At 43.2% G+C, this 22,656-nt stretch carries 27 protein-coding genes and 1 pseudogene; 10 read left to right on the top strand and 18 right to left on the bottom strand.

What is annotated here, in order from left to right:
- Nucleotides 1-23: 23 nt before the first annotated feature.
- The 10 genes from D5018_RS07715 to D5018_RS07670 form a co-directional block, all read right to left on the bottom strand.
- Nucleotides 24-299 carry an HPr family phosphocarrier protein gene (locus tag D5018_RS07715; RefSeq protein WP_121838428.1) on the bottom strand — a complete coding sequence of 92 codons (276 nt, stop codon included), beginning with the start codon at nt 297-299 and terminating at the stop codon, nt 24-26.
- Nucleotides 286-1,137, bottom strand: a complete 852-nt coding sequence (gene rapZ, locus D5018_RS07710; protein WP_121838427.1) for an RNase adapter RapZ — start codon at nt 1,135-1,137, stop codon at nt 286-288. The genes D5018_RS07715 and rapZ overlap by 14 nt, the downstream gene beginning before the upstream one ends.
- On the bottom strand, nt 1,134-1,577 hold the full coding sequence (ptsN, locus tag D5018_RS07705) for a PTS IIA-like nitrogen regulatory protein PtsN (protein WP_121838426.1): 444 nt from the start codon (nt 1,575-1,577) through the stop codon (nt 1,134-1,136). Before ptsN ends, rapZ begins: the two co-directional genes overlap by 4 nt.
- A 2-nt stretch (nt 1,578-1,579) precedes the next feature.
- A complete protein-coding gene (gene hpf, locus D5018_RS07700; protein ID WP_121838465.1) occupies nt 1,580-1,879 on the bottom strand; it encodes a ribosome hibernation-promoting factor, HPF/YfiA family in 300 nt (99 codons plus the stop codon).
- A gap of 41 nt (nt 1,880-1,920) precedes the next feature.
- A complete protein-coding gene (locus tag D5018_RS07695; RefSeq protein WP_121838425.1) occupies nt 1,921-3,402 on the bottom strand; it encodes an RNA polymerase factor sigma-54 in 1,482 nt (493 codons plus the stop codon).
- Between the two features lie 66 nt (nt 3,403-3,468).
- Nucleotides 3,469-4,200 carry an LPS export ABC transporter ATP-binding protein gene (lptB, locus tag D5018_RS07690; protein ID WP_121838424.1) on the bottom strand — a complete coding sequence of 244 codons (732 nt, stop codon included), beginning with the start codon at nt 4,198-4,200 and terminating at the stop codon, nt 3,469-3,471.
- Entirely contained in the window at nt 4,197-4,760 is a 564-nt protein-coding gene (gene lptA / locus D5018_RS07685) for a lipopolysaccharide transport periplasmic protein LptA (protein WP_121838423.1), read from the bottom strand. The genes lptB and lptA overlap by 4 nt, the downstream gene beginning before the upstream one ends.
- A complete protein-coding gene (gene lptC, locus D5018_RS07680) occupies nt 4,744-5,307 on the bottom strand; it encodes an LPS export ABC transporter periplasmic protein LptC (RefSeq protein ID WP_121838422.1) in 564 nt (187 codons plus the stop codon). Before lptC ends, lptA begins: the two co-directional genes overlap by 17 nt.
- Nucleotides 5,304-5,849, bottom strand: coding sequence for a 3-deoxy-manno-octulosonate-8-phosphatase KdsC (kdsC, locus tag D5018_RS07675; protein ID WP_416351534.1), 546 nt, complete (start codon nt 5,847-5,849; stop codon nt 5,304-5,306). The genes lptC and kdsC overlap by 4 nt, the downstream gene beginning before the upstream one ends.
- Before the next feature lie 11 nt (nt 5,850-5,860).
- On the bottom strand, nt 5,861-6,838 hold the full coding sequence (locus D5018_RS07670) for a KpsF/GutQ family sugar-phosphate isomerase (protein WP_121838421.1): 978 nt from the start codon (nt 6,836-6,838) through the stop codon (nt 5,861-5,863).
- Between the two features lie 387 nt (nt 6,839-7,225).
- On the opposite strand from D5018_RS07670, the gene mlaF reads away from it, so the two are divergent.
- From mlaF to murA, 7 genes are all read left to right on the top strand, one after another.
- Nucleotides 7,226-8,038, top strand: coding sequence for a phospholipid ABC transporter ATP-binding protein MlaF (gene mlaF / locus D5018_RS07665; protein WP_121838420.1), 813 nt, complete (start codon nt 7,226-7,228; stop codon nt 8,036-8,038).
- Nucleotides 8,025-8,807, top strand: a complete 783-nt coding sequence (gene mlaE / locus D5018_RS07660; protein ID WP_121838419.1) for a lipid asymmetry maintenance ABC transporter permease subunit MlaE — start codon at nt 8,025-8,027, stop codon at nt 8,805-8,807. Before mlaF ends, mlaE begins: the two co-directional genes overlap by 14 nt.
- A 73-nt stretch (nt 8,808-8,880) precedes the next feature.
- A complete protein-coding gene (gene mlaD / locus D5018_RS07655; protein ID WP_121838418.1) occupies nt 8,881-9,354 on the top strand; it encodes an outer membrane lipid asymmetry maintenance protein MlaD in 474 nt (157 codons plus the stop codon).
- Nucleotides 9,355-9,363: 9 nt separating this feature from the next.
- Nucleotides 9,364-10,008 (top strand): MlaC/ttg2D family ABC transporter substrate-binding protein, encoded by a 645-nt coding sequence (locus D5018_RS07650; protein WP_121838417.1) that lies wholly within the window; start codon nt 9,364-9,366, stop codon nt 10,006-10,008.
- On the top strand, nt 10,008-10,301 hold the full coding sequence (locus D5018_RS07645; RefSeq protein ID WP_121838416.1) for an STAS domain-containing protein: 294 nt from the start codon (nt 10,008-10,010) through the stop codon (nt 10,299-10,301). Before D5018_RS07650 ends, D5018_RS07645 begins: the two co-directional genes overlap by 1 nt.
- 20 nt (nt 10,302-10,321) lie before the next feature.
- Nucleotides 10,322-10,579, top strand: coding sequence for a BolA family protein (locus tag D5018_RS07640; protein WP_121838415.1), 258 nt, complete (start codon nt 10,322-10,324; stop codon nt 10,577-10,579).
- Nucleotides 10,580-10,591: 12 nt separating this feature from the next.
- Nucleotides 10,592-11,851 (top strand): UDP-N-acetylglucosamine 1-carboxyvinyltransferase, encoded by a 1,260-nt coding sequence (gene murA, locus D5018_RS07635; protein WP_121838414.1) that lies wholly within the window; start codon nt 10,592-10,594, stop codon nt 11,849-11,851.
- A 3-nt stretch (nt 11,852-11,854) separates the two neighbouring features.
- Here murA and D5018_RS07630 read toward each other — a convergent pair whose 3' ends face one another.
- The 5 genes from D5018_RS07630 to D5018_RS07610 all read right to left on the bottom strand — a co-directional run bounded on the left by D5018_RS07630 (nt 11,855) and on the right by D5018_RS07610 (nt 16,193).
- Entirely contained in the window at nt 11,855-12,058 is a 204-nt protein-coding gene (locus D5018_RS07630; protein WP_121838413.1) for a hypothetical protein, read from the bottom strand.
- Between the two features lie 87 nt (nt 12,059-12,145).
- Nucleotides 12,146-12,892, bottom strand: coding sequence for a TonB family protein (locus D5018_RS07625; RefSeq protein ID WP_121838412.1), 747 nt, complete (start codon nt 12,890-12,892; stop codon nt 12,146-12,148).
- Between the two features lie 30 nt (nt 12,893-12,922).
- Complete coding sequence (locus D5018_RS07620) at nt 12,923-14,194, bottom strand: glutamate-5-semialdehyde dehydrogenase (RefSeq protein WP_243637399.1); 1,272 nt, start codon at nt 14,192-14,194, stop codon at nt 12,923-12,925.
- 14 nt (nt 14,195-14,208) lie between these two features.
- Nucleotides 14,209-15,321 (bottom strand): glutamate 5-kinase, encoded by a 1,113-nt coding sequence (proB, locus tag D5018_RS07615; protein WP_121838411.1) that lies wholly within the window; start codon nt 15,319-15,321, stop codon nt 14,209-14,211.
- A 128-nt stretch (nt 15,322-15,449) separates the two neighbouring features.
- Nucleotides 15,450-16,193, bottom strand: a complete 744-nt coding sequence (locus tag D5018_RS07610) for a ComF family protein (protein ID WP_243637398.1) — start codon at nt 16,191-16,193, stop codon at nt 15,450-15,452.
- Nucleotides 16,194-16,224: 31 nt separating this feature from the next.
- Between D5018_RS07610 and bioH the strand changes: the two genes are divergently transcribed.
- Together bioH and D5018_RS07600 are read left to right on the top strand one after the other, a co-directional pair.
- Nucleotides 16,225-16,998, top strand: coding sequence for a pimeloyl-ACP methyl ester esterase BioH (gene bioH / locus D5018_RS07605; protein WP_279386879.1), 774 nt, complete (start codon nt 16,225-16,227; stop codon nt 16,996-16,998).
- 297 nt (nt 16,999-17,295) lie between these two features.
- A complete protein-coding gene (locus D5018_RS07600; RefSeq protein ID WP_121838409.1) occupies nt 17,296-17,766 on the top strand; it encodes a hypothetical protein in 471 nt (156 codons plus the stop codon).
- 141 nt (nt 17,767-17,907) lie between these two features.
- Here the strand turns inward: D5018_RS07600 and D5018_RS07595 are convergent, their stop codons facing one another.
- Nucleotides 17,908-20,244, bottom strand: coding sequence for a Tex family protein (locus D5018_RS07595; RefSeq protein WP_121838408.1), 2,337 nt, complete (start codon nt 20,242-20,244; stop codon nt 17,908-17,910).
- Between the two features lie 223 nt (nt 20,245-20,467).
- Here D5018_RS07595 and greB point away from each other — a divergent pair, with 223 nt between their 5' ends.
- Entirely contained in the window at nt 20,468-20,950 is a 483-nt protein-coding gene (greB, locus tag D5018_RS07590; protein ID WP_121838407.1) for a transcription elongation factor GreB, read from the top strand.
- On the opposite strand, the gene D5018_RS07585 is transcribed toward greB, so the two are convergent.
- Nucleotides 20,929-22,350, bottom strand: coding sequence for a hypothetical protein (locus D5018_RS07585; RefSeq protein ID WP_121838406.1), 1,422 nt, complete (start codon nt 22,348-22,350; stop codon nt 20,929-20,931). The two genes, greB and D5018_RS07585, sit on opposite strands and share 22 nt — an antisense overlap.
- Before the next feature lie 69 nt (nt 22,351-22,419).
- Nucleotides 22,420-22,656 (bottom strand): annotated as a pseudogene (locus tag D5018_RS07580) (IS4 family transposase); the annotation flags it as partial.

Here is a 22,656-nt window from a genome sequence, read left to right as displayed (position 1 = left end):
TCACCCTTTTTGTGTAAATCTAATCAGCAAGCTTCATCAAATTTATCATCTATCAGCTGACAAACCGCATTTAATGCCGCTTTCGCGTCTTTGCCTGTCGCAATAACCTTAATGGCTTTTCCCATCCCAGATTCAAGCATAAGTACCCCAAGAACACTGGAGGCCGATGCCGATTTCTCACCTTGTTTAAGCGTGACCTCGGCATCAAACTCTGAGGCTAATACTGCTAATTTTGTGGCCGCTCTTGCATGCAGTCCTAATTTATTGCAAATCAGAACTTCTTTCTCAAGTGTCGGCATTGGTCAATTCCTTATGGCGCGCCTCTACGTTACGATTATTTTTTCTCAGATGTTCAGCTAATTGCTCCACAATAAACACTGAGCGATGTTGTCCACCCGTACACCCTATCGCAATGGTTAGATAACTGCGATTGTTACGCTCAAGCTGAGGAAGCCAAGTATCAATCAAGTTAGCGATTTGCCAAATGAATTTATTCACTTCAGGCTGAGCATTAAGAAAGTCTTGTACCGGTTTATCTAGCCCAGTGAAAGGTCGTAATGTTTCCTCCCAATGAGGGTTAGGTAAGAATCTTACATCAAACATAAAGTCAGCATCTTTAGGTCGTCCATGTTTAAACCCAAAGGACTCAACATTGATTACCAGATCTTGTTCGACACGCCCTAATAAAATTTCTCTAATTTTGTCGCTGAGTTGATAAGCATTGGATTCAGAAGTATCAATAAAATGATCCATCATCTTAGACATGCCAGACAATAGTTCACCTTCGATTCGAATCGCTTCTGGTAAGCTTTTACATTGATAAGCCAGCGGATGTAAACGCCTAGTTTCGGTATATCGTTTTAGTAGAACATCATCACTCGAGCTGATAAAAAAACTAAGAATTTCAATCCCAGTCAGGCTTTTTAGTTGCCGTTCAAATACTTTGTCTTGTTCAGGTAGATTACGTACATCGACGCTGATCGCCACTAATTCCTGACTCGGTTTTAGTTCTTCAATTAAACCACCTAACAAAGTCATAGGCAGATTATCAACGCAATAGTAGCCCAAATCTTCAAGTACTTTCAGTGCTACCGATTTTCCGGAGCCACTTCTACCTGAAACAATGACTAATTTCATGCAGTGATCACCTCATAGAGTTCTTGTTCATCATTGATACGACGCAACTGCTTAAGCGTTTGCTTGTCACTGAGTTTTTCAGCCATAGCCGATAAGGTGCTGAGATGTTGCTGACATTGATCAGACGGCACCAAAAGCGCAAATAAGATATCTACCGGCTGTTTATCAATGGCTTCAAAGGCGATGGGTTGCTCACATTTGATCAATACCGCAATTGGGGTGTCAATGTTATCTAACCGACCGTGAGGAATGGCAATACCGTTACCAATGCCAGTACTGCCCATTTTTTCACGGGTGAGTAGACTTTCAAAGATTTCTTGAGAAGAAAGTTCAGGATACTGCGAAGCAACTAAGTCACTGATCATTTCCAGTACTTTCTTCTTGCTGCCAGGCGTTGCACAAGTAGTGCATTCTGGCTTTAAAATGATGTTTAATTCCATCGTTAATATTTTATCAACTTCTCTTTATGTTTGATCACTTGACGATCCAATTTAGCTACTAATAAATCGATAGCCGCGTACATATCATCATGTTGTGATTTGGCATAGGCTTCTTTGCCATTTAAGACCAAACTGGCTTCTGCAGTTTGATTTGTTTTTCGAACATTAAGTACGATGCGCACATTATTGATCTGTTCGAAATGACGTTCAAGTTTTGCCATTTTCCCGCTGACATATTCTTTCAGTGATTCAGTAACATCCAACTGCTGACCATTTTGTTGACCATTGATCCGGATTTGCATATCCATTGCCTCCTGTCGTTGTTAGCTGTCGCTTTATTTCATCATAAGCTCTTTCGCTGGTTTGATGGTGGGATCATCATTGCTTCACGGTATTTGGCGATGGTTCGTCTTGCCACTTTGATCCCTTTTTCTCCTAGCAATTGCGCAATCTTATTATCACTGAGCGGTTTTTTCTGATTCTCTTCAGCCACCAGTTTTTTGATTAGCGCTCGAATCGCTGTTGAAGAACATTCCCCGCCATCATCAGTTCCAACATGGCTAGAGAAAAAGTATTTCAGTTCAAAAATCCCTCTTGGCGTGTGCATGTATTTTTGTGTCGTCACTCGCGATATCGTCGACTCATGCATATCAATTTCTTCAGCGACATCATTCAAAATCATCGCTTTCATGGCTTCAGGGCCATGTTCAAAAAAGTTGACCTGATTTTTTACAATACAGTTGCACACCTTTAATAATGTATCGTTGCGGCTTTCTAAGCTTTTAATAAACCATTTAGCATCTTGCAGATGGCCGCGAACAAATTGAGTATCATCTCTACTTCGACTGGTTTTAGCCAGAGCGGCATATTGCTGATTGAGTCCTATTTTTGGCATCACATCTGGATTTAATTCAACTTGCCAACGCCCATTTTTTTTACTGACAGACACATCAGGTATTACATACTCATCGTCTTTACGGCCAATATTCAATCCCGGCCTTGGATCCAAACTTTGGATCAAATTCATCGCAGCTTTTAGCTGTGGTTCTCTAAGCTTAGTTTTTTTCAGTAAAGATCGAAAGTCTCGCACGGCAATCAATTCAATGTGATGCTGAATAATGTTTTTCGCTTCGGCCAAATAAGGAGTTGAATCGTCAAAATGCGAGAGTTGCAAATATAAACACTCTGGTACATCTCGAGCGGCAACACCAATAGGGTCAAAATGCTGTACTCGTTTTAACACCGCCTCTACTTCATCCATTTCAATTTCAGGATCACCCATTGCCTCTAAAATATCATCGAGTGACTGAGTCAAATACCCACGCTCATCGATGGCTTCAATTATCGCAGTGGCAATCGCGTAATCCGTGCTCGAAAAAGGCGTGAGGTTTTTTTGCCATTCAAGGTGTTCGTATAATCCATCACTGGTTTCGCCTTGAAACGGAAGGTCATCAGCAGGTAAAGCACCGCTGCCTGAAGTGGGCATAGCTGTAAAGGTTTCATCCCATGTGGTATCCATGGGCAGTTCTTCAGTCAGCTTTTCTTTGCTTAGGGACTCTGCAGTGTCAGGAATCTCAGGCTCAACGATATCTTGGCTTTCGTTTTGTTTGGTTAGCGAATCCAGCTCGACTTCAGGTGCCGTTTCCGACTCAGTTTTTGTCGATGCAAGTTCTTCTTCTAATTCCAATAGTGGATTAGATTCAAGTGCCTGTTGAACTTCTTGATGTAGCTCTAATGATGAAAGCTGAAGCAAGCGTATGGCTTGTTGCAGCTGAGGCGTCATTGTGAGCTGTTGTCCTAACTTAAGCTGAAGCGACGCTTTCATAGTTACCGCTGATCCTTATTATCGTTTTTGTTGGCGCATGGGAAAGCTCCCTAAAAATAATCACTACTATAACGTGAATTGTTCTCCCAAGTACACTTCCCGAACATGCTTATCATCAAGGATGGCTTCAGGTGTTCCTTCGGCTATCAAGCTACCGTGGCTAACAATATAAGCATGCTCACAAACATCCAGTGTTTCACGAACATTATGGTCGGTGATCAATACCCCTAATCCACGATCTCTCAGTTGCTCAATGATTTTTTTAATATCAATCACTGAGATAGGATCGACCCCAGCAAAAGGTTCATCCAATAAAATAAATTGAGGGTTCGCGGCTAACGCACGGGCAATTTCTACTCGACGACGTTCACCACCTGATAAAGCCATACCTAAGCTGTCACGAATATGAGTAATGTGAAACTCTTCAAGCAAGTGTTCTAGCTGCTCTTCACGCTGTTGTTGATTAAGTGATGCACGCATTTGTAATACCGCCATGATGTTTTCATAAACGGTCAATTTTCGAAAAATACTGGCTTCTTGTGGTAAGTAACCAATACCTTTACGAGCACGCATGTGCATGGGATCTATAGTAAGATCATCGCTGTCGATAAAAATCTGTCCCTTATCACTTTTGACTAAACCCACCACCATATAGAAAGTCGTGGTTTTACCCGCTCCATTGGGGCCAAGCAGACCAACAATTTGTCCTGTTTTTACTGATAAGCTGACGTCCTTTACCACTTGTCTGGATTTATAGCTCTTTGCAAGATGTTTTGCTGTCAGGGTTTTCTGAGTCATTGTTTCTTCTCAGTTTTAGTCTTAGGCTTTGAAGATGATTTTTTATTTTTATTGCGTGCTTCTTGGTAGTTTTCAGCCGGAATAATCGTTTGCACTCGGTCATTGCCATCACCCGAGCTTGCCGCTGTCACATGCTGATTTTCAATATTGTAGCGAATGGTTTCGGCTTTCATTTTACTGCCACCAATATCAAGCTCAGCGCCACCTTTTAGCACTAAGTCACCGCTAATACTGTCATAACGTATATTGTAAGCACTTGCCGTTCCTAACTCGCCACTGTCTAAAATTTGAGAAAAAGTAGCGGGTTTACCTTTGGCAACAAATACCTTATGACCACTTTTTTCATCACTGACCGCACTCATTTCATCAGCATGAATCTTAATACTGCCCTGAGTAATTTTTACGTTTCCAAAATACGACAATTTATTATTTTTTAAATCACCGGCTTGGCTTTTAGCGCTTATACTTAGGTCTTGTTTTAAATCATCTTGCTTCGCTACGGCCGAAAAGGTCATCATTGTGCAAAGCGCTGCCAGCAATATATTATTTATTCGCTTCATAGGTTCCTGTTACCTGATCATTTAAGCGTACGGTTTCATTATTAAAATCGGCAAAAAGGCCCTTACCTTGGCTTTGAAATCCATTGCCTTTAATGTAAACCATGGCATCCGTAGTCATGGTTTTATTATCTAAATCTAACTCAACATGTCGGGTACTAACACTTTGAATGGGCTCTTTTTTCCCAATGGCTTCTAGCGTTACGTCCCAATCTAAATAAGCTTTTTGCGTATCATCTTTTTTTAGACGACCTTCTTTAGCAGAAATGCGCCAAGGGCTGTCACTGCCTTCACCGTAAAGCCAATATACCGGCTCGGTAAATAAGGTCGTATCACGAGTAGCGTAATGCTCCATATGCTTGGCAGTTACTTTACTGCTTAAATTCCCTTGCTCGTCATAGGCGACACTATTGAGATCGGTAGCCATATAGTCAGGCCGTTCTATTTGAGGGCCTTGAGCAATTTTATCGCCTTGTTTTTGTTGTACCTGCCAATACAATACGAATGCGGTACTGAAAAAAACAATGATGGCGAGGGTTACTCGATTCATACACTCATTCCTTGAGCCGATTCAAATAGCCCCTGAGATTCCAAAATCAAATCCGCTAATTCTCGCACTGCACCATGGCCGCCGTTCATCGTCGTGATCATATTCACTTGTTGTTTCACGTAAGGGTGAGCATCTGCAACCGAAACCGAAAGTCCAACATGTTTCATAACAGGCAAATCCACCATATCATCACCAATATAGGCGACTTGTTCAGGCTTAAGTTCAAACTTACTGAGCAATTCATAAAATGGCACTAATTTATCATCAATACCTTGATAGATATGTTCAACGCCCAATGCGCTCATTCGATTTTCAAGTAATTGCGACTTACGACCAGTGATCACTGCTAAATGAAAACCAGCATTTAACAACGAACGAACACCGAAACCATCACGAGTATGAAAAGCTTTTAGCTCTTCTCCACTATTGCTTAAATAAATACGGCCATCAGAAAACACCCCGTCAACATCAAAGATGATCAGTTTGATCTGTTGCGCTTTATTCCAAACAGTTTCGGTCACTTCACCATATAAAGTTGGCATCATAGTCACAATTAAATTACTCCGGATTTGACCATATCTAGCATGTTTAATGCCCCAACAGGACATTGTGCGTCATCCACCACAATCAGTCCATTAATGTTTTTTTCATCCATTAACTTAAGTGCTTCTGCTGCCAGCACATTTTCGGTGATGGTAATACAATTTGAAGTCATTACTTCTGAGATATCAGTATTGCGTAAGTGTATACCAGCATCAATAACTCGACGTAAGTCACCGTCAGTGAACACGCCAAGCAACTTTTTATCATCATCGACAATCGCGGCCATCCCAAGCCCTTTGTTGGAGATAACGTATAAAGCTTCGGTGACCTTCACATTTGGCTGAACCAAAGGCAATTGATCACCCTTATGCATAATATCAGCGACTTTCAGCAGTAACTTACGCCCTAAACTGCCACCTGGGTGTGATAAAGCAAAGTCATCTTTTGTGAAGCCTTTAGCTTGCAGTAAAGCCACAGCCAATGCGTCACCCATTACTAGGGTTGCCGTAGTACTTGAGGTTGGTGCTAAGCCTAAAGGACACGCTTCTTCTGGAACCTGAATACAAAGGTGGATATTGGCTAATTTCGCCATATTAGATTGAGGCACACCAGTAATTGAAATAATAGGTAAGCCCATACGCTTGATCACTGGGAATAGCGTTAGCACCTCTGAAGACTCACCAGAATTAGAAATGGCAATGACAATATCATTAGCTGATAGCACACCCAGATCACCATGACTGGCTTCACCTGGATGAACAAACACCGCTGGGGTTCCTGTACTTGCCAAGGTAGCCGCAATTTTATTACCAATGTGCCCTGACTTGCCCATGCCCATTACAATCACTTTGCCGGTGCAATTCAGCATTAATTCACATGCTTGTGCAAACTCATCAGAATTAACATAATGGTATAGGCTGTCCAATGCCGCTTTTTCTATATCAACCACTTTACTGCCCCACTGCTGGAGCTGAGTTTTATTCGCCATCGTTATCTATTATTATCCGACCTGATTCCATGAATAACATTTTCGCTGGTATTGCAACAAATTGAAAGCCTCCCTTTATTCATCACATAAACAAAAATGTCATTAATAACGGACAATCTAAGGAACTTAGATATAATTTTAGCAATCCTATGTGCATGACGCCCAGTAAAACATAACTGGCAATAAACTAAGAAATATCGATAGCCAAAGCAATTAATCACTAAATAAACAAGTGGTTACTAACCAATGCGAATGCGTTACAATTAGTGCATTCACAAGTAATTCATACATCTATGGGTTCACTTGTTGTACCAGTTTACACATTTTCGTACACTGTTATATTTTGTATTTCCTGTTGAGGAATACTCCTTTCGAATAAGGCTCTAAATGGATAATCAAACACCAAATTTGGTAGAAGTGAGGAATATGAGCTTCAATCGAGGCTCAAGAGCAATTTTTAAAGACCTCAACTTAACGATTCCTAAGGGAAAAGTCACTGCTATCATGGGCCCTAGCGGTATTGGTAAAACCACACTGCTTAAATTAATAAGTGGGCAACTTACGCCAGATTCTGGTCAAGTATTATTTGATGGCCATGATATCCATAAGGTAAGCCGTAAAGAGTTATTTAATTTACGCCAACGCATGAGTATGTTGTTCCAAAGTGGTGCTCTGTTTACCGATATTAATGTCGCTGACAATGTAGCTTTTGCACTGCGTGAGCACTCCAACTTACCCGAAAGCATCATTAACACCATTGTCGCGATGAAACTAGAAGCTGTTGGCTTAAGAGGCGCGGGTAAACTGATGCCGAATGAGCTTTCGGGAGGGATGCAGCGTCGAGCGGCGCTCGCCCGCGCAATTGCACTTGAGCCAGAGCTGGTCATGTACGATGAGCCTTTTGCAGGTCAAGATCCCATCGCCATGGGCGTGTTAGTGAAGCTGATCAAAGAATTATCAGAATCACTCAACCTCACCTCCGTAGTGGTGTCTCATGATGTCGTTGAAGTGCTCAGTATTGCTGATTATGTGTATGTCGTCGCCGATAAAAAAGTGATTGCCGAAGGCACACCGCAACAGCTAAAGCAATCAGACAACCTACAATTACAGCAATTTATGGGAGGCGAGCCAGATGGCCCAGTACCATTCCACTTCCCTGCACCAGATTACAAAAAGGAGTTAATGGGTGAGAATCGTTGAGCGTATCACCGCACTTGGGCACAATGCTATTGAATTTATTTCTGGATTCGGGCGTGCCGGGATCATGCTATGGAATGCCATAGTTAATGTGCCACGATTCAGAAAAGGCACACCTTTACTGATCAAGCAGCTGTATGTGGTTGGGGTGCAGTCCTTTGTTATCATCACCATTTCAGGCCTATTTATTGGCATGGTATTGGCACTGCAAGGCTACAACATCTTGTCGGATTTTGGCACCTCTGAAAGCCTTGGTCCCATGGTAGCACTAAGTCTTTTGCGCGAACTTGGCCCTGTGGTTACGGCGTTACTTTTCGCCGGCCGTGCTGGCTCAGCGCTTACGGCTGAAATTGGTCTAATGAAAAGCACCGAGCAGCTATCCAGTTTGGAAATGATGGCCGTTGATCCCCTAAGACAAGTCATTGCCCCAAGGTTTTGGGCGGGGGTGATCAGTATGCCGCTGCTGGCAATGATTTTCAGCGCTGTGGGTATCTACGGTGGTCACATTGTGGGCGTTGAATGGAAAGGTATTGATGCCGGTTCATTCTGGTCTATCTTGCAATCTCAAGTAGAGTGGCATCAAGATATTCTAAACTCATTGATAAAAAGTGTTGTATTTGCCGTTGTGGTGACTTGGATTGCCCTTTATCGAGGTTACCAAGTAATACCGAATCCAGAAGGGATCAGCCGTGCCACCACCAAAACTGTGGTGCAAGCGAGCTTAGCGGTACTGGCACTCGACTTTTTATTAACAGCATTAATGTTTGGTTAATGGTATACAAAATACTTATTTAATCAATGGACTTTCTGTCCCGAAACGGACTTTTTACTTGTGGTAGGCAAATATGTTGACTCGCAAAATTGAATTTTTAGTTGGATGTTTTTTACTTACTGGTTTAGCCGCATTTCTCACTTTAGTGTTTAATGTTGCAAACATAAAAATTGATAGTGGTGAGAGCACTTATGCTCTTACGGCTCGTTTTACTAACGTCGGTGGATTAAAAGTACGCTCTCCAGTAAAAGTTGGAGGAGTAACGGTAGGCCGTGTGAGCGATATCATCCTAGACCCAAAACAGCTAGACGCTGTAGTGACCATTCAAATTGATAAACGTTACGATCAATTCCCAGAAACCAGCAGCCTATCTATTTTGACTTCAGGTTTATTGGGTGAACAATTCCTTGGATTAACGCCGGGGTTTGACGATGGCGATACTTCGATGCTCAAAAGTGGCGATAAAATTGAAAACACCCACTCGGCGCTAGTATTAGAAGATCTGATTGGGCAGTTCCTGTATAGCCTTGGCTCAAAAGATAAGTAGGAGCACATTATGCGAACATTACTTTCAAAAATACTATTACCACTGTGCCTAGTGATCAGCAGCTTTTCTGCAATGGCTGCCGATATCGACAGCAAAAACCCTTACACCATGATCCAGCAAGTGGCTGATCAAACGTTTGCTCGCTTTAATGCTGACCAAAGCAAAATTAAAGCGGATCCAAATCACCTAAAGACCATCATCAGTGATGAACTTTTGCCATATGTGGATTACAAATACGCCGCCTATACGGTGCTAGGTCGCAATTTAAGACAACTATCTAAGGCGCAACGCAATGATTTTTCAATTGCGTTTAAAGACTATTTGGTCAGCACGTATGCGACCGCTTTTACTGAGTACACGGATCAGAAAATCAAATTTGCGCCAGCGAAAGATTTTAGTAACCAAAAGATTGTCACTGTCCCAGTGCAGGTGGTTTCTAATGGTCGTCCGCCGATCAATATTTCGTTTAAAGTTCGTAAACTGAAAAATGGAACGTGGAAAGCCTTTGACCTAGTGGCAGAAGGCGTAAGCTTACTGCAATCTAAGCAATCTGAAATCGGTGGTTTGATCCAACGTCAAGGTATTGATTCGGTGATCAAGATGCTGAATGAAAAAGCCAAAGCGCCTATTCAAGCAAAGACTGAGAAAAAGTAATGGCAAAATTCACAGTCCACGACAATAGCTGTTCACTATCAGGGCGACTATCGCGAGAAGAAGTGGTCGCTCTATGGTCAAAGCGCCAAAGCTTGCTAAGTTCACAAGTGAGCCAACTGGATCTGTCTGAACTTAACTACATCGACAGCTCTGGCATTGCGTTTTTGTTCCACTTAGTCAAACAGCAGCAAAAGAATAACCAAACCCTATTGTTGGTGAACCCTTCCCAACAATTACAATCATTGATTGCCCTTTATAACCTGCAACCAATGTTTGAATCTAAAAATTCTTAAAAATTAAGGTAGTAATTCCGATGGAATGCAAACAAGTAGAAGAGCTATTACGCGCTCAGCTCGAACTTGACGAACTGTACGTAACTCAAGACGGTACCCACTACAAAGTGATTGCGGTTGCCGATATGTTTGGTGAACTCTCTCCAGTAAAACGTCAACAAGCGATTTATGCGCCGTTATCAGAACATATCGCTAGTGGCGCTCTGCACGCACTTACCATCAAAACCTTCACCCCAGAGCAGTGGAAACGCGAAAAGCTCTTTAACATGCCAGCATAATCGAGGCGCTCTGTGGATAAACTAACAATAGAGTCCAGCCAACCATTGGCTGGCAACGTGGTTATATCGGGCGCTAAAAACGCCGCCCTGCCAATTTTGATGGCTGGCGTATTAGCTGAAACTGATTTTATCGTCAGCAATGTACCCGACCTACGCGATGTAAAAACCAGCTGCAAATTGTTGCAATGTCTAGGCGCAGATGTCACTAAATTAGATGATGGTCAATTTAAGATTTCCACCCAAAATCTCGACCATTTTTGTGCGCCTTATGACTTAGTCAAAACCATGCGCGCGTCTATTTTGATTTTAGGCCCACTACTGGCTCGATACGGCACCGCCGATGTATCGCTGCCCGGCGGCTGTGCCATTGGTGCCCGCCCAGTAAACTTGCATTTGCAAGGTCTTGAGCAAATGGGCGCTCATATCGAAGTAGAAGAAGGTTACATCAAAGCCAGAGTCGATGGTCGCCTTAAAGGTGCTCACATCATCATGGAGATGGTCAGTGTTGGTGCCACCGAAAACCTACTCATGGCCGCCGTATTAGCCGAAGGCACTACCATCATTGAAAATGCCGCCCGTGAACCAGAAGTGTGCGACCTCGCTCACTGCCTTGTCGCCATGGGAGCGAAAATCGAAGGTATTGGTAGCGCCAAATTAGTGATTGAAGGTGTTGAATCATTACAAGGTTGCGATTATCGCGTGATGCCGGATCGTATCGAAACCGGTACTTTCTTAGTTGCAGCTGCGATCACCCGCGGTCGTATTCGCTGTTTAGATGCCGATCCAGCTTCACTCGAAGCGGTATTAATGAAGCTCGAAGAAGCAGGCGCCGAAGTTACCAAAGGCACCGACTGGATTGAGCTTGACATGCACGGCAAGCGACCGAAAGCAGTTAACATCAAGACTGCCGTCTATCCCGGTTTCCCAACCGATATGCAAGCCCAGTTTTGTGTACTGAACGCATTAGCTGAAGGCAACGCCACCATTAGTGAAACCATTTTCGAAAACCGCTTTATGCACGTGCCAGAGCTTATTCGTATGGGCGCTAAAATGGAGCTTGAAGGCCATACGTGTATCATCAATGGTATTGAAGAGCTTAAAGCTGCACCAGTCATGGCAACCGATTTACGCGCTTCTGCAAGTCTTGTGATTGCGGGGTTAATGGCTGAGGGCAAAACCGTAGTGGATCGAATTTATCACCTTGATCGTGGTTATGAGCACATTGAGGATAAGTTTGAGAAGTTAGGTGGTCGAGTGTATCGAGTGAAATAGATTTCACTGGTTATCTTTGATACTGCGTATCGGCTGAGAGTTTCTGCGAAACTCTAACAAGTCAAAACCTTGGTACTGCGTACCAAACCGCACAAGAGGGGATTCTCCAGCAAATCCCCTCTTGCATCTCCCCATGCCGCCCCAACGAAGTTGAAAGCCCATCAGATTCCAATAAAAATTTCCTAACAGTTCGGATGGTACATCCATGTACCCCCGAACATGTGGCGTCGTCCATGACGCCACTACGGAATTTTTATTTCCATCTTCGGCAACTTCGAAGGGGACTCAGGTTACTTATTCGATATAATGCTTACGGTTAAATCTTTCGATAATTCTCGTATCATCAGCCTTACCATTTATGCATACAGGCATGAACTTCCATTTAGACAGAGCTTTAATAGCCTTATTTTGTAGATTTTTTGCAAGAGAGCTGTTTACTACAACAATATCTACTGCTGCACCATTTGAATTTACAGTAAAACTTAAATCGACGAAACCCTCATCACTTTGTTCAGGCTGTAAAGTTTCCCAATTCGGAGAGATTTTTATAAAGGCTCTAGGTTTATCAAGGTACTTTGTCGTTATTTTTTCACTTCCTCGATTACAGTAATCGTTCGGCGCAATCTCAAATGCTCCACTTTTTTTCCTTAACAGCTGCCAATCCATTTTTTTACGAGACAAATCAATACGAGGAGATAAGATATAGGTATAACCCTTTTCTAAAAAAGAAAATAACGATGTCTGACTAATAGGTTTGAATCCATCCCACATATTGTCTGCGTGAACACCATAAGTAAAATTTACTTGATAACTTTGAGGAGTAAGATATATGTAACTTTCAGTTTCAGCATATGGCTTCACATTCGCATTCCTGATAAGAACAAGAAATTTTGCTTTTCCTTTACTACCATCATATGATTTGAGAAGTCTGGTCAAGTTATGCTCTTGCCAAGTTAGATCCAAATCAGAATTTTGGCCTAAAGTGTTAACACAACCAGATACCCCTAAACAAATCAAAATAACTAAAATTACCACTTTCATCCAAAAATCCCAAGATACTTATAACTCAAACTATTTCCTAACTTGCCCATCACCTAACACCACAAACTTTTCAGTAGTCAACGCCTCTAACCCCATTGGCCCAAAGGCATGCAGTTTAGAAGTCGAAATACCAATTTCAGATCCTAACCCTAATTCGCCACCATCAGAAAAACGCGATGACGCGTTAACCATCACCACTGAAGAATTAATGCGGCGGATAAAATCGTGCCCGCGTAACTCATCTTCAGTCACAATCACTTCGGTGTGATCTGAGGTATAAGTTTGGATGTGCTCAATCGCCGCTTCATAGTTATCTACCACTTTAACAGCAATCTCTTGGGCTAGATATTCAGCGTGATAATCGTCATCGGTAGCCAGTTGAGCATCTGCAAAAAACTCTCGACTTTTTGGGCAAGCATGAATGGTGACATCAAACTCTGCTAACGCTTCTGCCGCTTTAGGTAAAAAGCTGCCAGCAAGTTCACGGTGTACTACAAGGGTTTCGATGGCGTTACAGGCACTTGGACGTTGGGTCTTACCATTGACCAAAATCGCTACAGCTTTCTCTATATCTGCCGCTTCATCAATGTAGAGGTGGCATACACCTTTGTAATGTTGGATCACCGGAATGCGGGAGTTGTCTGTTACGTAGCGGATCAAGGCTTCACCACCTCTTGGGATCACAAGGTCGATATCTTCATTAAGCTTAAGCAATTCACTGATCACGCTGCGGTCGGTATTGGGTACTATGGTAATGATGGCCGTTTCTAAGCCAGTATCAGCTAGAACTTGATGCCACAAAGTCGCAATCGCTCGATTACTGTATACAGCTTCGGAACCACCACGAAGAATAACGCCGTTTCCTGACTTGAGACACAAAGCAGCCGCCTCTGCGGTCACATTTGGGCGTGCTTCATAAATCATGGCAATCACACCTAGTGGGATCCGCATTTTACCCACTTTAATGCCATTGGGGCGCTCACTAAAGTCACCGAGTCGGCCGACAGGATCGTCTAGGTGAATGATGTCTTCAATGGCGCTAGCAATCCCCTCAATTCGGGCTTCAGTTAGTAACAAGCGATCCAACATGGCGTCAGTTAAGCCTTTAGCTCTGCCTGCTTCAATATCTTTATTATTTTCATTCAGCAACATCTTTTGTTGCTGACGAATGTTGTCAGCCATGGCTTGCAACAAAGTGTTTTTCTGCTCTGTGCTTAACTGAGCGACTTGAGGCGTAGCTTGACTTGCTTGACGGGCTAAACGTGCAATATCAAAGGGCTGTCTATCTTTCATGTTATTCATTTGCGGTTCATTCCTTACAGCAATACAAGATCATCTCGATGGATCACTTCTTGGCTAGGGCAATAGCCCAATGCGGTTTCAATTTGCTGGCTACTGATCCCTTTTATGCGTTCTAAATCTTGGCTGGAATATTGACTGATTCCTTTTGCGATTAAGGTTTCTTTATGTTTATCAACATACACGACCGTAATGGCGGCCCCTTTACTGAACTCGCCAGTCACAGCCTGCACACCAACTGGAAGTAATGAGGCACCAGTGCGTTGCAGAGCTGTCACCGCGCCTTTGTCCACCAGCAAAGTTCCCTCACTTTTTAAGGTATTTTTCAGCCAGCGTTTTTTTGCGGTCAAATTATTGCCTTTAGCAACAAAGCGAGTGCCCGGATTCCCTTTTTTCAACAAGTGTTCAAAAGCGTTGGCTTTGGTGCCATTTACGATATAGGTGTCAATGCCTTGTTCACAGGCTTTATCGGCCGCTTGAATTTTGGTAAACATGCCACCTGTGGCCAGCGAATTACTGGTACCACCCGCAAGTTGATAGATTTCTGGAGTAATATTAGAGATTTCTGGCAGCAGCTTAGCATCGTATACTTGACGAGGATCAGCATCAAATACCCCATCAACATCGCTTAAAATTAATAGCGCCTCCGCATCGGCCACCATTGCCACGAGTGCCGCAAGATTATCATTGTCTCCCACTTTAAGCTCTTGAGTGGCAACTGTGTCATTTTCATTAATGATCGGGATGATGTTATTTTCGAGTAGTACACGTAAAGTATTTTTGATGTTGAGATAACGCCTGCGATCTTTTAAATCCCCGTGGGTGATCAGCAGTTGCGAGCAAGCACAATCAAAAAATCGTTGCCAATTGGCGATCATTTGCATTTGCCCAACCGCCGCCATCGCCTGCTTAGTTGATATTGATGGCTGACCAGAGCCATGACCAATATGACTTTTCCCCGCCGCCACACTGCCAGACGAAACCAATATCACCTCGGTATTTAGCTGTAAACAGGCATTTATAAACCCAGCAATGGTCAACAGATACTTACCCGAACACCCCTCTCCATCAGGGGCAACTAAAGCACTTCCTACTTTGATCACAATTCGTTTGTACTGCATTAGCGCCACTCAGTTTTATACTGTTAAAGGAAAGATTGAAGATTTTAATGAAGATCAGATTAAAATTTGCACGCAAACAGCATAAAAAAACCACCATGGTGAATCAAGTATTAATTTAAGTGCCTGAATTAATACAATTAAAGCAAATCTGGCGCTTCAGCCCTTGCCAAACACCACACCTGAGAAGAGATGCCTTGCTTTGTCAGTAGTTGAGTAATTTCAGTTACCGTTGTGCCTGTGGTCACGACATCATCGACAATAGCCACTCTTTGCACATCAATGGCTTTAACTAGGCTAAATGCCTGATGAAGATTCTGTCGTCGCTGCTTTCCGTCTAATCCAGCTTGTGGTTGGGTCGCTTGAGTACGAATAAGGTGTTCATCCAGTAATGGCAACTTTAATCGTTCACTTAATGGCTTGGCCACTAACCATGCTTGATTAAACCCTCGCTGTCGCTGCCGTTTGGGGTGCAGCGGAACGGGAATAATGGCCTGTGGCATGCTGATCATCTCTTGTTGAGCTAATAAAACGATCCGTTGATAAAGCGCTTGTGTAAGTGCTTCTAGTACTGCACATTGGCGTTGATATTTGATGGCGGCAATCCATCGACCCAGCCCTTGGTGATAACTGCACGGCGCAATAACTTTTAATGGCATCAGCAACTGGCATTGACCGCAATACGCCATGGTTTCTGTCATGCTGCCACCACAACCTAAACAAACTGGCGTAGAATAGAGCCCAGCCTGTAAACATACCGAACAGATCCCATGACCGTCACCATCTACAGACTGATGACAAGCAATACACCGATTCGGTACACTTCGCTTAATTAATTGTCCACATTGCTGCTGTATACGCTGCCATTGAGTACGCCAATCCATTGCCGTTCTCCTAAACGAAAGGAAGTCCATCGTGCCACAATCAAAACAAAATATCGAATCCATAGGTCAAGGTAAGGATATTGTGCTATTGCATGGCTGGGGCATGAACCACGCGGTATTTTCTCCTTTGTTTGAACGGCTACAAGGGTATCGTGTGCATTATGTTGATTTACCCGGTTTTGGTCATAGCGATCCCGTAGAAGGTGAGTTAATGGCATGGGTAGATCACCTTATTGAGCATTTACCCGACAACAGCATTTGGCTCGGTTGGTCGCTGGGTGGATTAGTGGCAACCCAATTGGCGTTAACCTATCCCGATAAAGTGAGAGGCTTGATCACGGTTGCCTCTTCTCCCTGCTTTTTGAGTAAACCCGATGAACACTGGGCGGGAATGGATCCTAAGGTGTTATCTCTATTTTCTGAACAATTACAATCAAACATTAAAAAAACCGTTGAACGCTTTTTAGCGATCCAAGCTATGGGAAGTAAAACGGCTAAACAAGAAATCAAGCAGCTGAAACACGATGTACTCACCCAGCCGCTACCTGCTCAACAAGCTTTAGCACAAGGGCTGTCTTTCCTGCAAAAATACGACCTGCGAAACCAAGCAACAAATATCAAACTGCCTTGGCTTCGCCTTTGGGGACGATTGGATAGCCTAGTGCCCAAAGCCATTATTGAGCAAATGCCCACAACCTCTAATACTACCGATGTCATCATGCACGATTGTGCCCATGCCCCGTTTTTCTCACACCCAGAGGAATTTTGCGACATTCTATTGAAATGGTTACATAAATACTCATGATACCTATATATGCAACTCTCAGGGCTTATTCAGCGTTGCATTATTCGAGGCGTGAAAGTGCAGAACTAGCGGGCTAATTTAAGCTTTCACAACAAAGAAGAATCAACGCTGATAAGCCCACTCCGTGCGAGTTTAATTGCCATTTATTCTGCCTTACTTATCCTTGAAATAGACTAACTATTCCTGCGGATAACTAACTTACCTAAATGGCAATTAATTCTCGCTGAAATCCTGCATATACAGATATCATGAGTATTGCTAAACTCTGTTCAACATTCACCGTTCAGGGAAAGGGCAATGGCAATCACTACTCATTACGGCAATGTCCCCATTGCACCAACCAATGTGGCTACTGACAGCGTTCGTAATGAGAATGAGCATAAAAAACCCATTCCACCAGCCAAATCTGTTTCAGATATCCATGTAGAACGGGCGATCGATCCAGAAAAAGAACACGATGCTGAACAAGGTCAGCATCAGCATCACCATCAACAGCAGCCTGAACCTGAATTTTCAGAGCAAGCAGAGGCCGATATATCAACCGAGCTAACGTCCAGCGCTACTACAACTCAAGTCCCTCCTATACAAGCCGCCTTAAAACGCTCTGATATTCATATAGGTGCTGAGCCGCCAGTGATTCTAGAGCATGAGCCTGAAACCCAAAAAGTCACGCCAGCGGATGCCAAAGATGTTCGGCGGCAATTAAGTAAGGTGTATCAAGATGAGGATTACCCAAAACCAAAAGCTATGATTGACGAGACGTTATAGAGAATTCCATTGTCTATGCTCTGAGTGCTCCTCAAAAATTCTAAGTCAGTGAAATGACAAGAGTGAAGATAAGCAATAGTTTGCTTATCTTCATCATACTTAAAAAAATGAGAAGCCCTTAGTGCTTAAGTAAGTACGTTGCTACTTTTTCATTTTGGCAAAGGCTTCAGCAAACGCATTACCCATAGCCGCATTTTTCGGTGCTTTGTTCTGCTTATGTTGAGGCTTATTATGTTTATTAGCCGCTTTCGGATTCGGCTTATTATCACGTTGACCACTCGCATTCGCTTTCGCGGTAGCCGCAGATTCATTCATTTTCATGGTCAACGCAATACGACGACGCTCCACATCTACATCAATCACTTTGACTTTTACCACATCGCCCGCTTTCACAATCGTATGCGGATCGCTGACAAATTTGTCGGTTAACGACGAAATATGCACTAAGCCATCTTGGTGAACGCCTACATCAACAAAGGCACCAAAATTAGTGACATTGGTCACCACGCCTTCAAGGATCATATCTAGCTTAAGATCCTTAACATCCTCAACACCATCTTTAAAGCAGGCTGTTTTAAACTCACCACGAGGATCGCGTCCCGGCTTTTGCAGTTCAGTAACAATATCTGTAATAGTCACTTCACCAAATTTATCATCGGCATAATCACTGGCATTCACCGCCGCCAGCTTTTCACTATTGCCGACTAACTCAGTCACCGACACCTGTAATTGTTGAGCCATCTTCTCCACAACGCCATAGGCTTCTGGGTGAACAGCCGAAGCATCTAATGGATTATCACCACCTTGAATACGCAAGAAACCGGCAGCTTGCTCATAAGCTTTAGGGCCAAGACGTGCTACTTTTAATAATTGTTTGCGATTGGCAAAGCTGCCATGTTCATCTCGATAGCTCACTACATTTTTCGCGAGCGTTTTATTAAAGCCAGCCACTTGAGCGAGTAACGGCTCAGATGCCATATTCAAATCAACACCCACAGCGTTTACGCTGTCTTCCACTACCGCTTCAAGTGAGCGCGATAACTGACTTTGGTTCACATCGTGCTGATACTGACCCACACCAATAGATTTTGGCTCAATTTTCACAAGCTCTGCCATAGGGTCTTGCAAACGACGTGCAATCGACACCGCGCCACGAAGTGAAACATCTAAATCAGGAAATTCAGCTGCCGCCAATTCCGAAGCCGAGTACACAGAAGCCCCCGCTTCACTCACCATGACTTTAGTGACTTTATTTTTGATTTCAGTCAAACTTGCGATGACTTCGCCAGCAAGTTTATCGGTTTCACGAGAACCCGTACCGTTGCCAATAGCAATCAGTTCCACTTTGTGCATCTTCACTAAGTTAGCGATTGAACGTGCCGACTTGTCCCACTGATTTTGTGGTGCATGAGGGAAAATAGTCGTATGTGCCACTAGCTTACCAGTGTCATTTACAATCGCGACTTTAACCCCAGTACGGATGCCTGGGTCTAAGCCCATGGTCACTTTACTGCCCGCAGGGGATGCCATTAGCAAATCGTTAAGGTTACGAGCAAACACTTTGATGGCTTCATCTTCAGCGCGTTCTCTCAGAGCTGCGATAAATTCGGTTTCCATTTGCAATGAGATCTTCACTCGCCATGTAGAGGCAACCACAGTGGCAAGCCAAGTATCAACCTCTGAATTTGATAGTGACAGGTTTAAGTGATCACGAATGATGATTTCACAGTAACTGCCAGCTTTAGCTTCTGAATTAGGATCAGCATTTAAGCTCAATGCCAATACACCTTCCGTACGGCCTCGCAGCATAGCTAAAGCACGGTGAGATGGCACTTTGGTAATGGCTTCGTTATGTTCAAAGTAGTCTCTAAACTTAGCGCCTTCTTTCTCTTTGCCTTTCATCACTCGGCTTTCAAGTTGCGCTTGTTGCTCAAGGTGTTTACGGATCTTAAGTAGTAGCCCAGCGTCTTCAGCAAAGCGCTCCATCAAGATAAAGCGTGCACCATCCAGTACGGCTTTGGTATCAGTAAAGCCTTTTTCGGCGTTAATAAATGCGCTCGCTTTAGCCTCTAACGCAGCTTGGCGATTCGCTAATAAAAAGTCTGCTAACGGCTCTAGCCCAGCTTCTTTGGCGATTTCACCTTTGGTGCGACGCTTGGGCTTATAAGGTAAATACAGATCTTCCAAACGGGTTTTGGTATCAGCATGATCGATTTCATGTTTGAGTGATTCAGTAAGTTTGCCTTGAGCTGAAATACTCGATAGCACCACTTCACGACGTTCATTTAATTCCCGTAAGTAGCCTAAACGAGACTCTAAGGTTCGTAACTGGCTATCATCAAGTCCACCTGTGGCTTCTTTACGATATCGAGCAATAAATGGAACGGTGGAACCATCATCCAGTAACGCTATTGCAGCAGAAACTTGAGATTGGTTGGCCGATAACTCATGAGAAATGGTTTGAACTATTGAGTGCATACAGGATCTTCTACTATCAAACACAAAAAATGATGGCTACCATAGCATAAGCAGCGTTGTGCTTGTATCCTCAAAAACCCTTTTTTAAGTAAGCTCTTTCTGTTTAACCGACCGCATATCACCTTACCCAAGTGTTTACCTCGCTTTTTCTCAATTAGGATCATTGATTTCTGTTGCAATTTCAGTAAGGTGTTTTTTTCTTGTAATTATTTGAGACATCCCTTTGCGCACCAATTTGATCACCCCTGAAGGCTTTGAGAAACTGCAACAAGAACTCGACTATCTGTGGCGCGAGTACCGACCTGAAATTACTAAAAAAGTAGCGTGGGCAGCCAGCCTTGGTGATCGCAGCGAAAATGCCGATTACAAAGAAAATAAACGCCTGCTTAGACAAATTGACAGCCGAGTACGGTTTTTACGCAAACGCCTAGAAGCGTTAAAAGTGGTACATCATGCTAAAGAGCAAGAGGGCAAAGTCTTTTTTGGTGCTTGGGTGGAGGTCGAGAACGAACAAGGAGAAACTAAGTCATTCCGCATTGTCGGCCCTGATGAAATTTATGGTAACAACGACTACATTTCTATCGATGCACCCATGGCACGCGCTTTACTCAAAAAAGAAGTGGACGACGAAGCGGTAGTGCACACGCCTACAGGCGAACAAGTTTGGTACATCAATAGCATTCGTTATTCACTTTCCGCTAATTGATGTCCATCGATAATATCGTAATATTCCATGGCCGCTGACAATATCTTTTCACGTTGCATGCGTTTGTCTTTAATCTCGGCTTTCAATTTCTCGGTCTGATTATCTAGACGTCGTGCTTCTTGTCTAAGTTCAGCGTTCACTTTAGTTTCATCCACCGCGTTTTTCTTAAAACTTTCAACACCTTTTTTATTCACTACTTGTGAACGCTGCATTAAGGGAGAGTGTTTGAGCTGATCAGCTTTATGCTGTAAATGTTGAGCTTTTATTTTTTCACGATAATCAAGCTGGGTTCTTAAATTACCAATTTCATGTTGAATAGCCCTATATTCAACTGATTTTTGCGCTTTAGCTCTTGCTGCTGATTTGTCATTACCACGAGTATCAACCTCGGTGGGTTTTTCAGGTTCACCAGTTGGTTGCGATTGACGAAACGTCAACTGCTCACGGCTTGGATCAAATTGAACCGCTTGCGAATGCTTTTGACTCCACTGCAAGCGTCTATCACTGACTTGCTTGAGCTTCTGATTTAACACATCCTCAGCGTGTTTGTGTTTTTCCTCGAGTTCTGTAACTTTATCCTGCGCTTGTTCTGATGTCTTCAATAACGGCGTGCTTTCATCTACGGAACTGGCCTTATCACTCTGTTGAGATAACTGAGACAGTTTTACTGGCGTAGCCAATGCATCTTGCTGTTTGATATGAGAAGCTTGGGCGCTGTAATAGCCCTGTTTAACCGCGGTTTTAATCACAGCCGGCGCTTTTTCTCTGATGGTTTCATTGGACGATAAGGTCGCAAAGGCAAGTAACCCACGAGTCGCCATTGAAATTTTATCGGCAAAGTTAAAGGCTTTTGGATCTTGGTAACCCAATTTTTTAAGTGCTGCAAATGCCATGTTGCCCACTGAATCCTGACCCATTGGCAGCAAATCAGGGCGTTTGCCTTTCCAGTCCATGTAAGAGCAAATACTGTCACCTACGGCGACGCCTAAATGAGTGGTGGCTAGAAAAAGTAATGGCGTTGTTGCACCAAGTGTCCCTATGGTTGCCATTAATGTCGCTCCTACCGCAACCCCCGAGCCAATAGCAATGGCTAAATTTTTAATAAAGGCTTTTTTCTTAAGATTTACGCCTTGGTTTTCAGCGTCTTTATGGGATTGGGCAGTAGCTTCGATGCTGGATTTTACATCTAGATGTTCATCTGCTTTTTGTGGGACTGAACTAGGGGCTTCAAGCCCTACTTGAGTCAGATTAAATACTTTTGATGCTGAAGTTTCTACTTTAGGCTCGTCATTCCCTTGACCCAATTTAACCTGTAAACCCGCAGAGGAAATCCCACTATTATTAATACTCATTTCACCATCCAACATCCATGTTTTGTGTTGAGTATAGTTCAAGCCCATAAAAAAACGCCTCAACCAAATGGCTTGAGGCGTTATAACTCAAGTTTCGGAGTTCATTTTTAGCTAAAATCATGGGAACTTTTCAGTTGAAATAGCCTCTTGGCGTAATGTAAAAGTATCCATTTGCATGACTTGATTAAAAAACTTGGTTACTTCTTCGTTGATCTTATTCAGTATGCTCTCACTTTCTGTTGCTGATAATGCAGAAATACTAGAAACTGCATCACTGATTAAAGCCTTAAATAATCCCCACAACTTACAGGCAAAATCTAAATTTTGCAGACTGTCGCAAAGCAGGTTTCTTGA

Source organism: Parashewanella curva, assembly GCF_003675895.1.
GTDB lineage: Bacteria > Pseudomonadota > Gammaproteobacteria > Enterobacterales > Shewanellaceae > Parashewanella > Parashewanella curva.
This window is presented reverse-complemented; position numbering and strand designations above follow the sequence as displayed.

What these genes read in the sequence shown, in the direction of transcription:
- D5018_RS07715 (WP_121838428.1), bottom strand. Translation starts at nt 299, where the DNA reads ATGCCGACACTTGAGAAAGAAGTTCTGATTTGCAATAAATTAGGACTG.
- rapZ (WP_121838427.1), bottom strand. Translation starts at nt 1,137, where the DNA reads ATGAAATTAGTCATTGTTTCAGGTAGAAGTGGCTCCGGAAAATCGGTA.
- ptsN (WP_121838426.1), bottom strand. Translation starts at nt 1,577, where the DNA reads ATGGAATTAAACATCATTTTAAAGCCAGAATGCACTACTTGTGCAACG.
- hpf (WP_121838465.1), bottom strand. Translation starts at nt 1,879, where the DNA reads ATGCAAATCCGGATCAATGGTCAACAAAATGGTCAGCAGTTGGATGTT.
- D5018_RS07695 (WP_121838425.1), bottom strand. Translation starts at nt 3,402, where the DNA reads ATGAAAGCGTCGCTTCAGCTTAAGTTAGGACAACAGCTCACAATGACG.
- lptB (WP_121838424.1), bottom strand. Translation starts at nt 4,200, where the DNA reads ATGACTCAGAAAACCCTGACAGCAAAACATCTTGCAAAGAGCTATAAA.
- lptA (WP_121838423.1), bottom strand. Translation starts at nt 4,760, where the DNA reads ATGAAGCGAATAAATAATATATTGCTGGCAGCGCTTTGCACAATGATG.
- lptC (WP_121838422.1), bottom strand. Translation starts at nt 5,307, where the DNA reads ATGAATCGAGTAACCCTCGCCATCATTGTTTTTTTCAGTACCGCATTC.
- kdsC (WP_416351534.1), bottom strand. Translation starts at nt 5,849, where the DNA reads ATGCCAACTTTATATGGTGAAGTGACCGAAACTGTTTGGAATAAAGCG.
- D5018_RS07670 (WP_121838421.1), bottom strand. Translation starts at nt 6,838, where the DNA reads ATGGCGAATAAAACTCAGCTCCAGCAGTGGGGCAGTAAAGTGGTTGAT.
- mlaF (WP_121838420.1), top strand. Translation starts at nt 7,226, where the DNA reads ATGGATAATCAAACACCAAATTTGGTAGAAGTGAGGAATATGAGCTTC.
- mlaD (WP_121838418.1), top strand. Translation starts at nt 8,881, where the DNA reads ATGTTGACTCGCAAAATTGAATTTTTAGTTGGATGTTTTTTACTTACT.
- D5018_RS07650 (WP_121838417.1), top strand. Translation starts at nt 9,364, where the DNA reads ATGCGAACATTACTTTCAAAAATACTATTACCACTGTGCCTAGTGATC.
- D5018_RS07645 (WP_121838416.1), top strand. Translation starts at nt 10,008, where the DNA reads ATGGCAAAATTCACAGTCCACGACAATAGCTGTTCACTATCAGGGCGA.
- D5018_RS07640 (WP_121838415.1), top strand. Translation starts at nt 10,322, where the DNA reads ATGGAATGCAAACAAGTAGAAGAGCTATTACGCGCTCAGCTCGAACTT.
- D5018_RS07630 (WP_121838413.1), bottom strand. Translation starts at nt 12,058, where the DNA reads ATGGATGTACCATCCGAACTGTTAGGAAATTTTTATTGGAATCTGATG.
- D5018_RS07625 (WP_121838412.1), bottom strand. Translation starts at nt 12,892, where the DNA reads ATGAAAGTGGTAATTTTAGTTATTTTGATTTGTTTAGGGGTATCTGGT.
- D5018_RS07620 (WP_243637399.1), bottom strand. Translation starts at nt 14,194, where the DNA reads ATGAATAACATGAAAGATAGACAGCCCTTTGATATTGCACGTTTAGCC.
- D5018_RS07610 (WP_243637398.1), bottom strand. Translation starts at nt 16,193, where the DNA reads ATGGATTGGCGTACTCAATGGCAGCGTATACAGCAGCAATGTGGACAA.
- D5018_RS07600 (WP_121838409.1), top strand. Translation starts at nt 17,296, where the DNA reads ATGGCAATCACTACTCATTACGGCAATGTCCCCATTGCACCAACCAAT.
- D5018_RS07595 (WP_121838408.1), bottom strand. Translation starts at nt 20,244, where the DNA reads ATGCACTCAATAGTTCAAACCATTTCTCATGAGTTATCGGCCAACCAA.
- D5018_RS07585 (WP_121838406.1), bottom strand. Translation starts at nt 22,350, where the DNA reads ATGGGCTTGAACTATACTCAACACAAAACATGGATGTTGGATGGTGAA.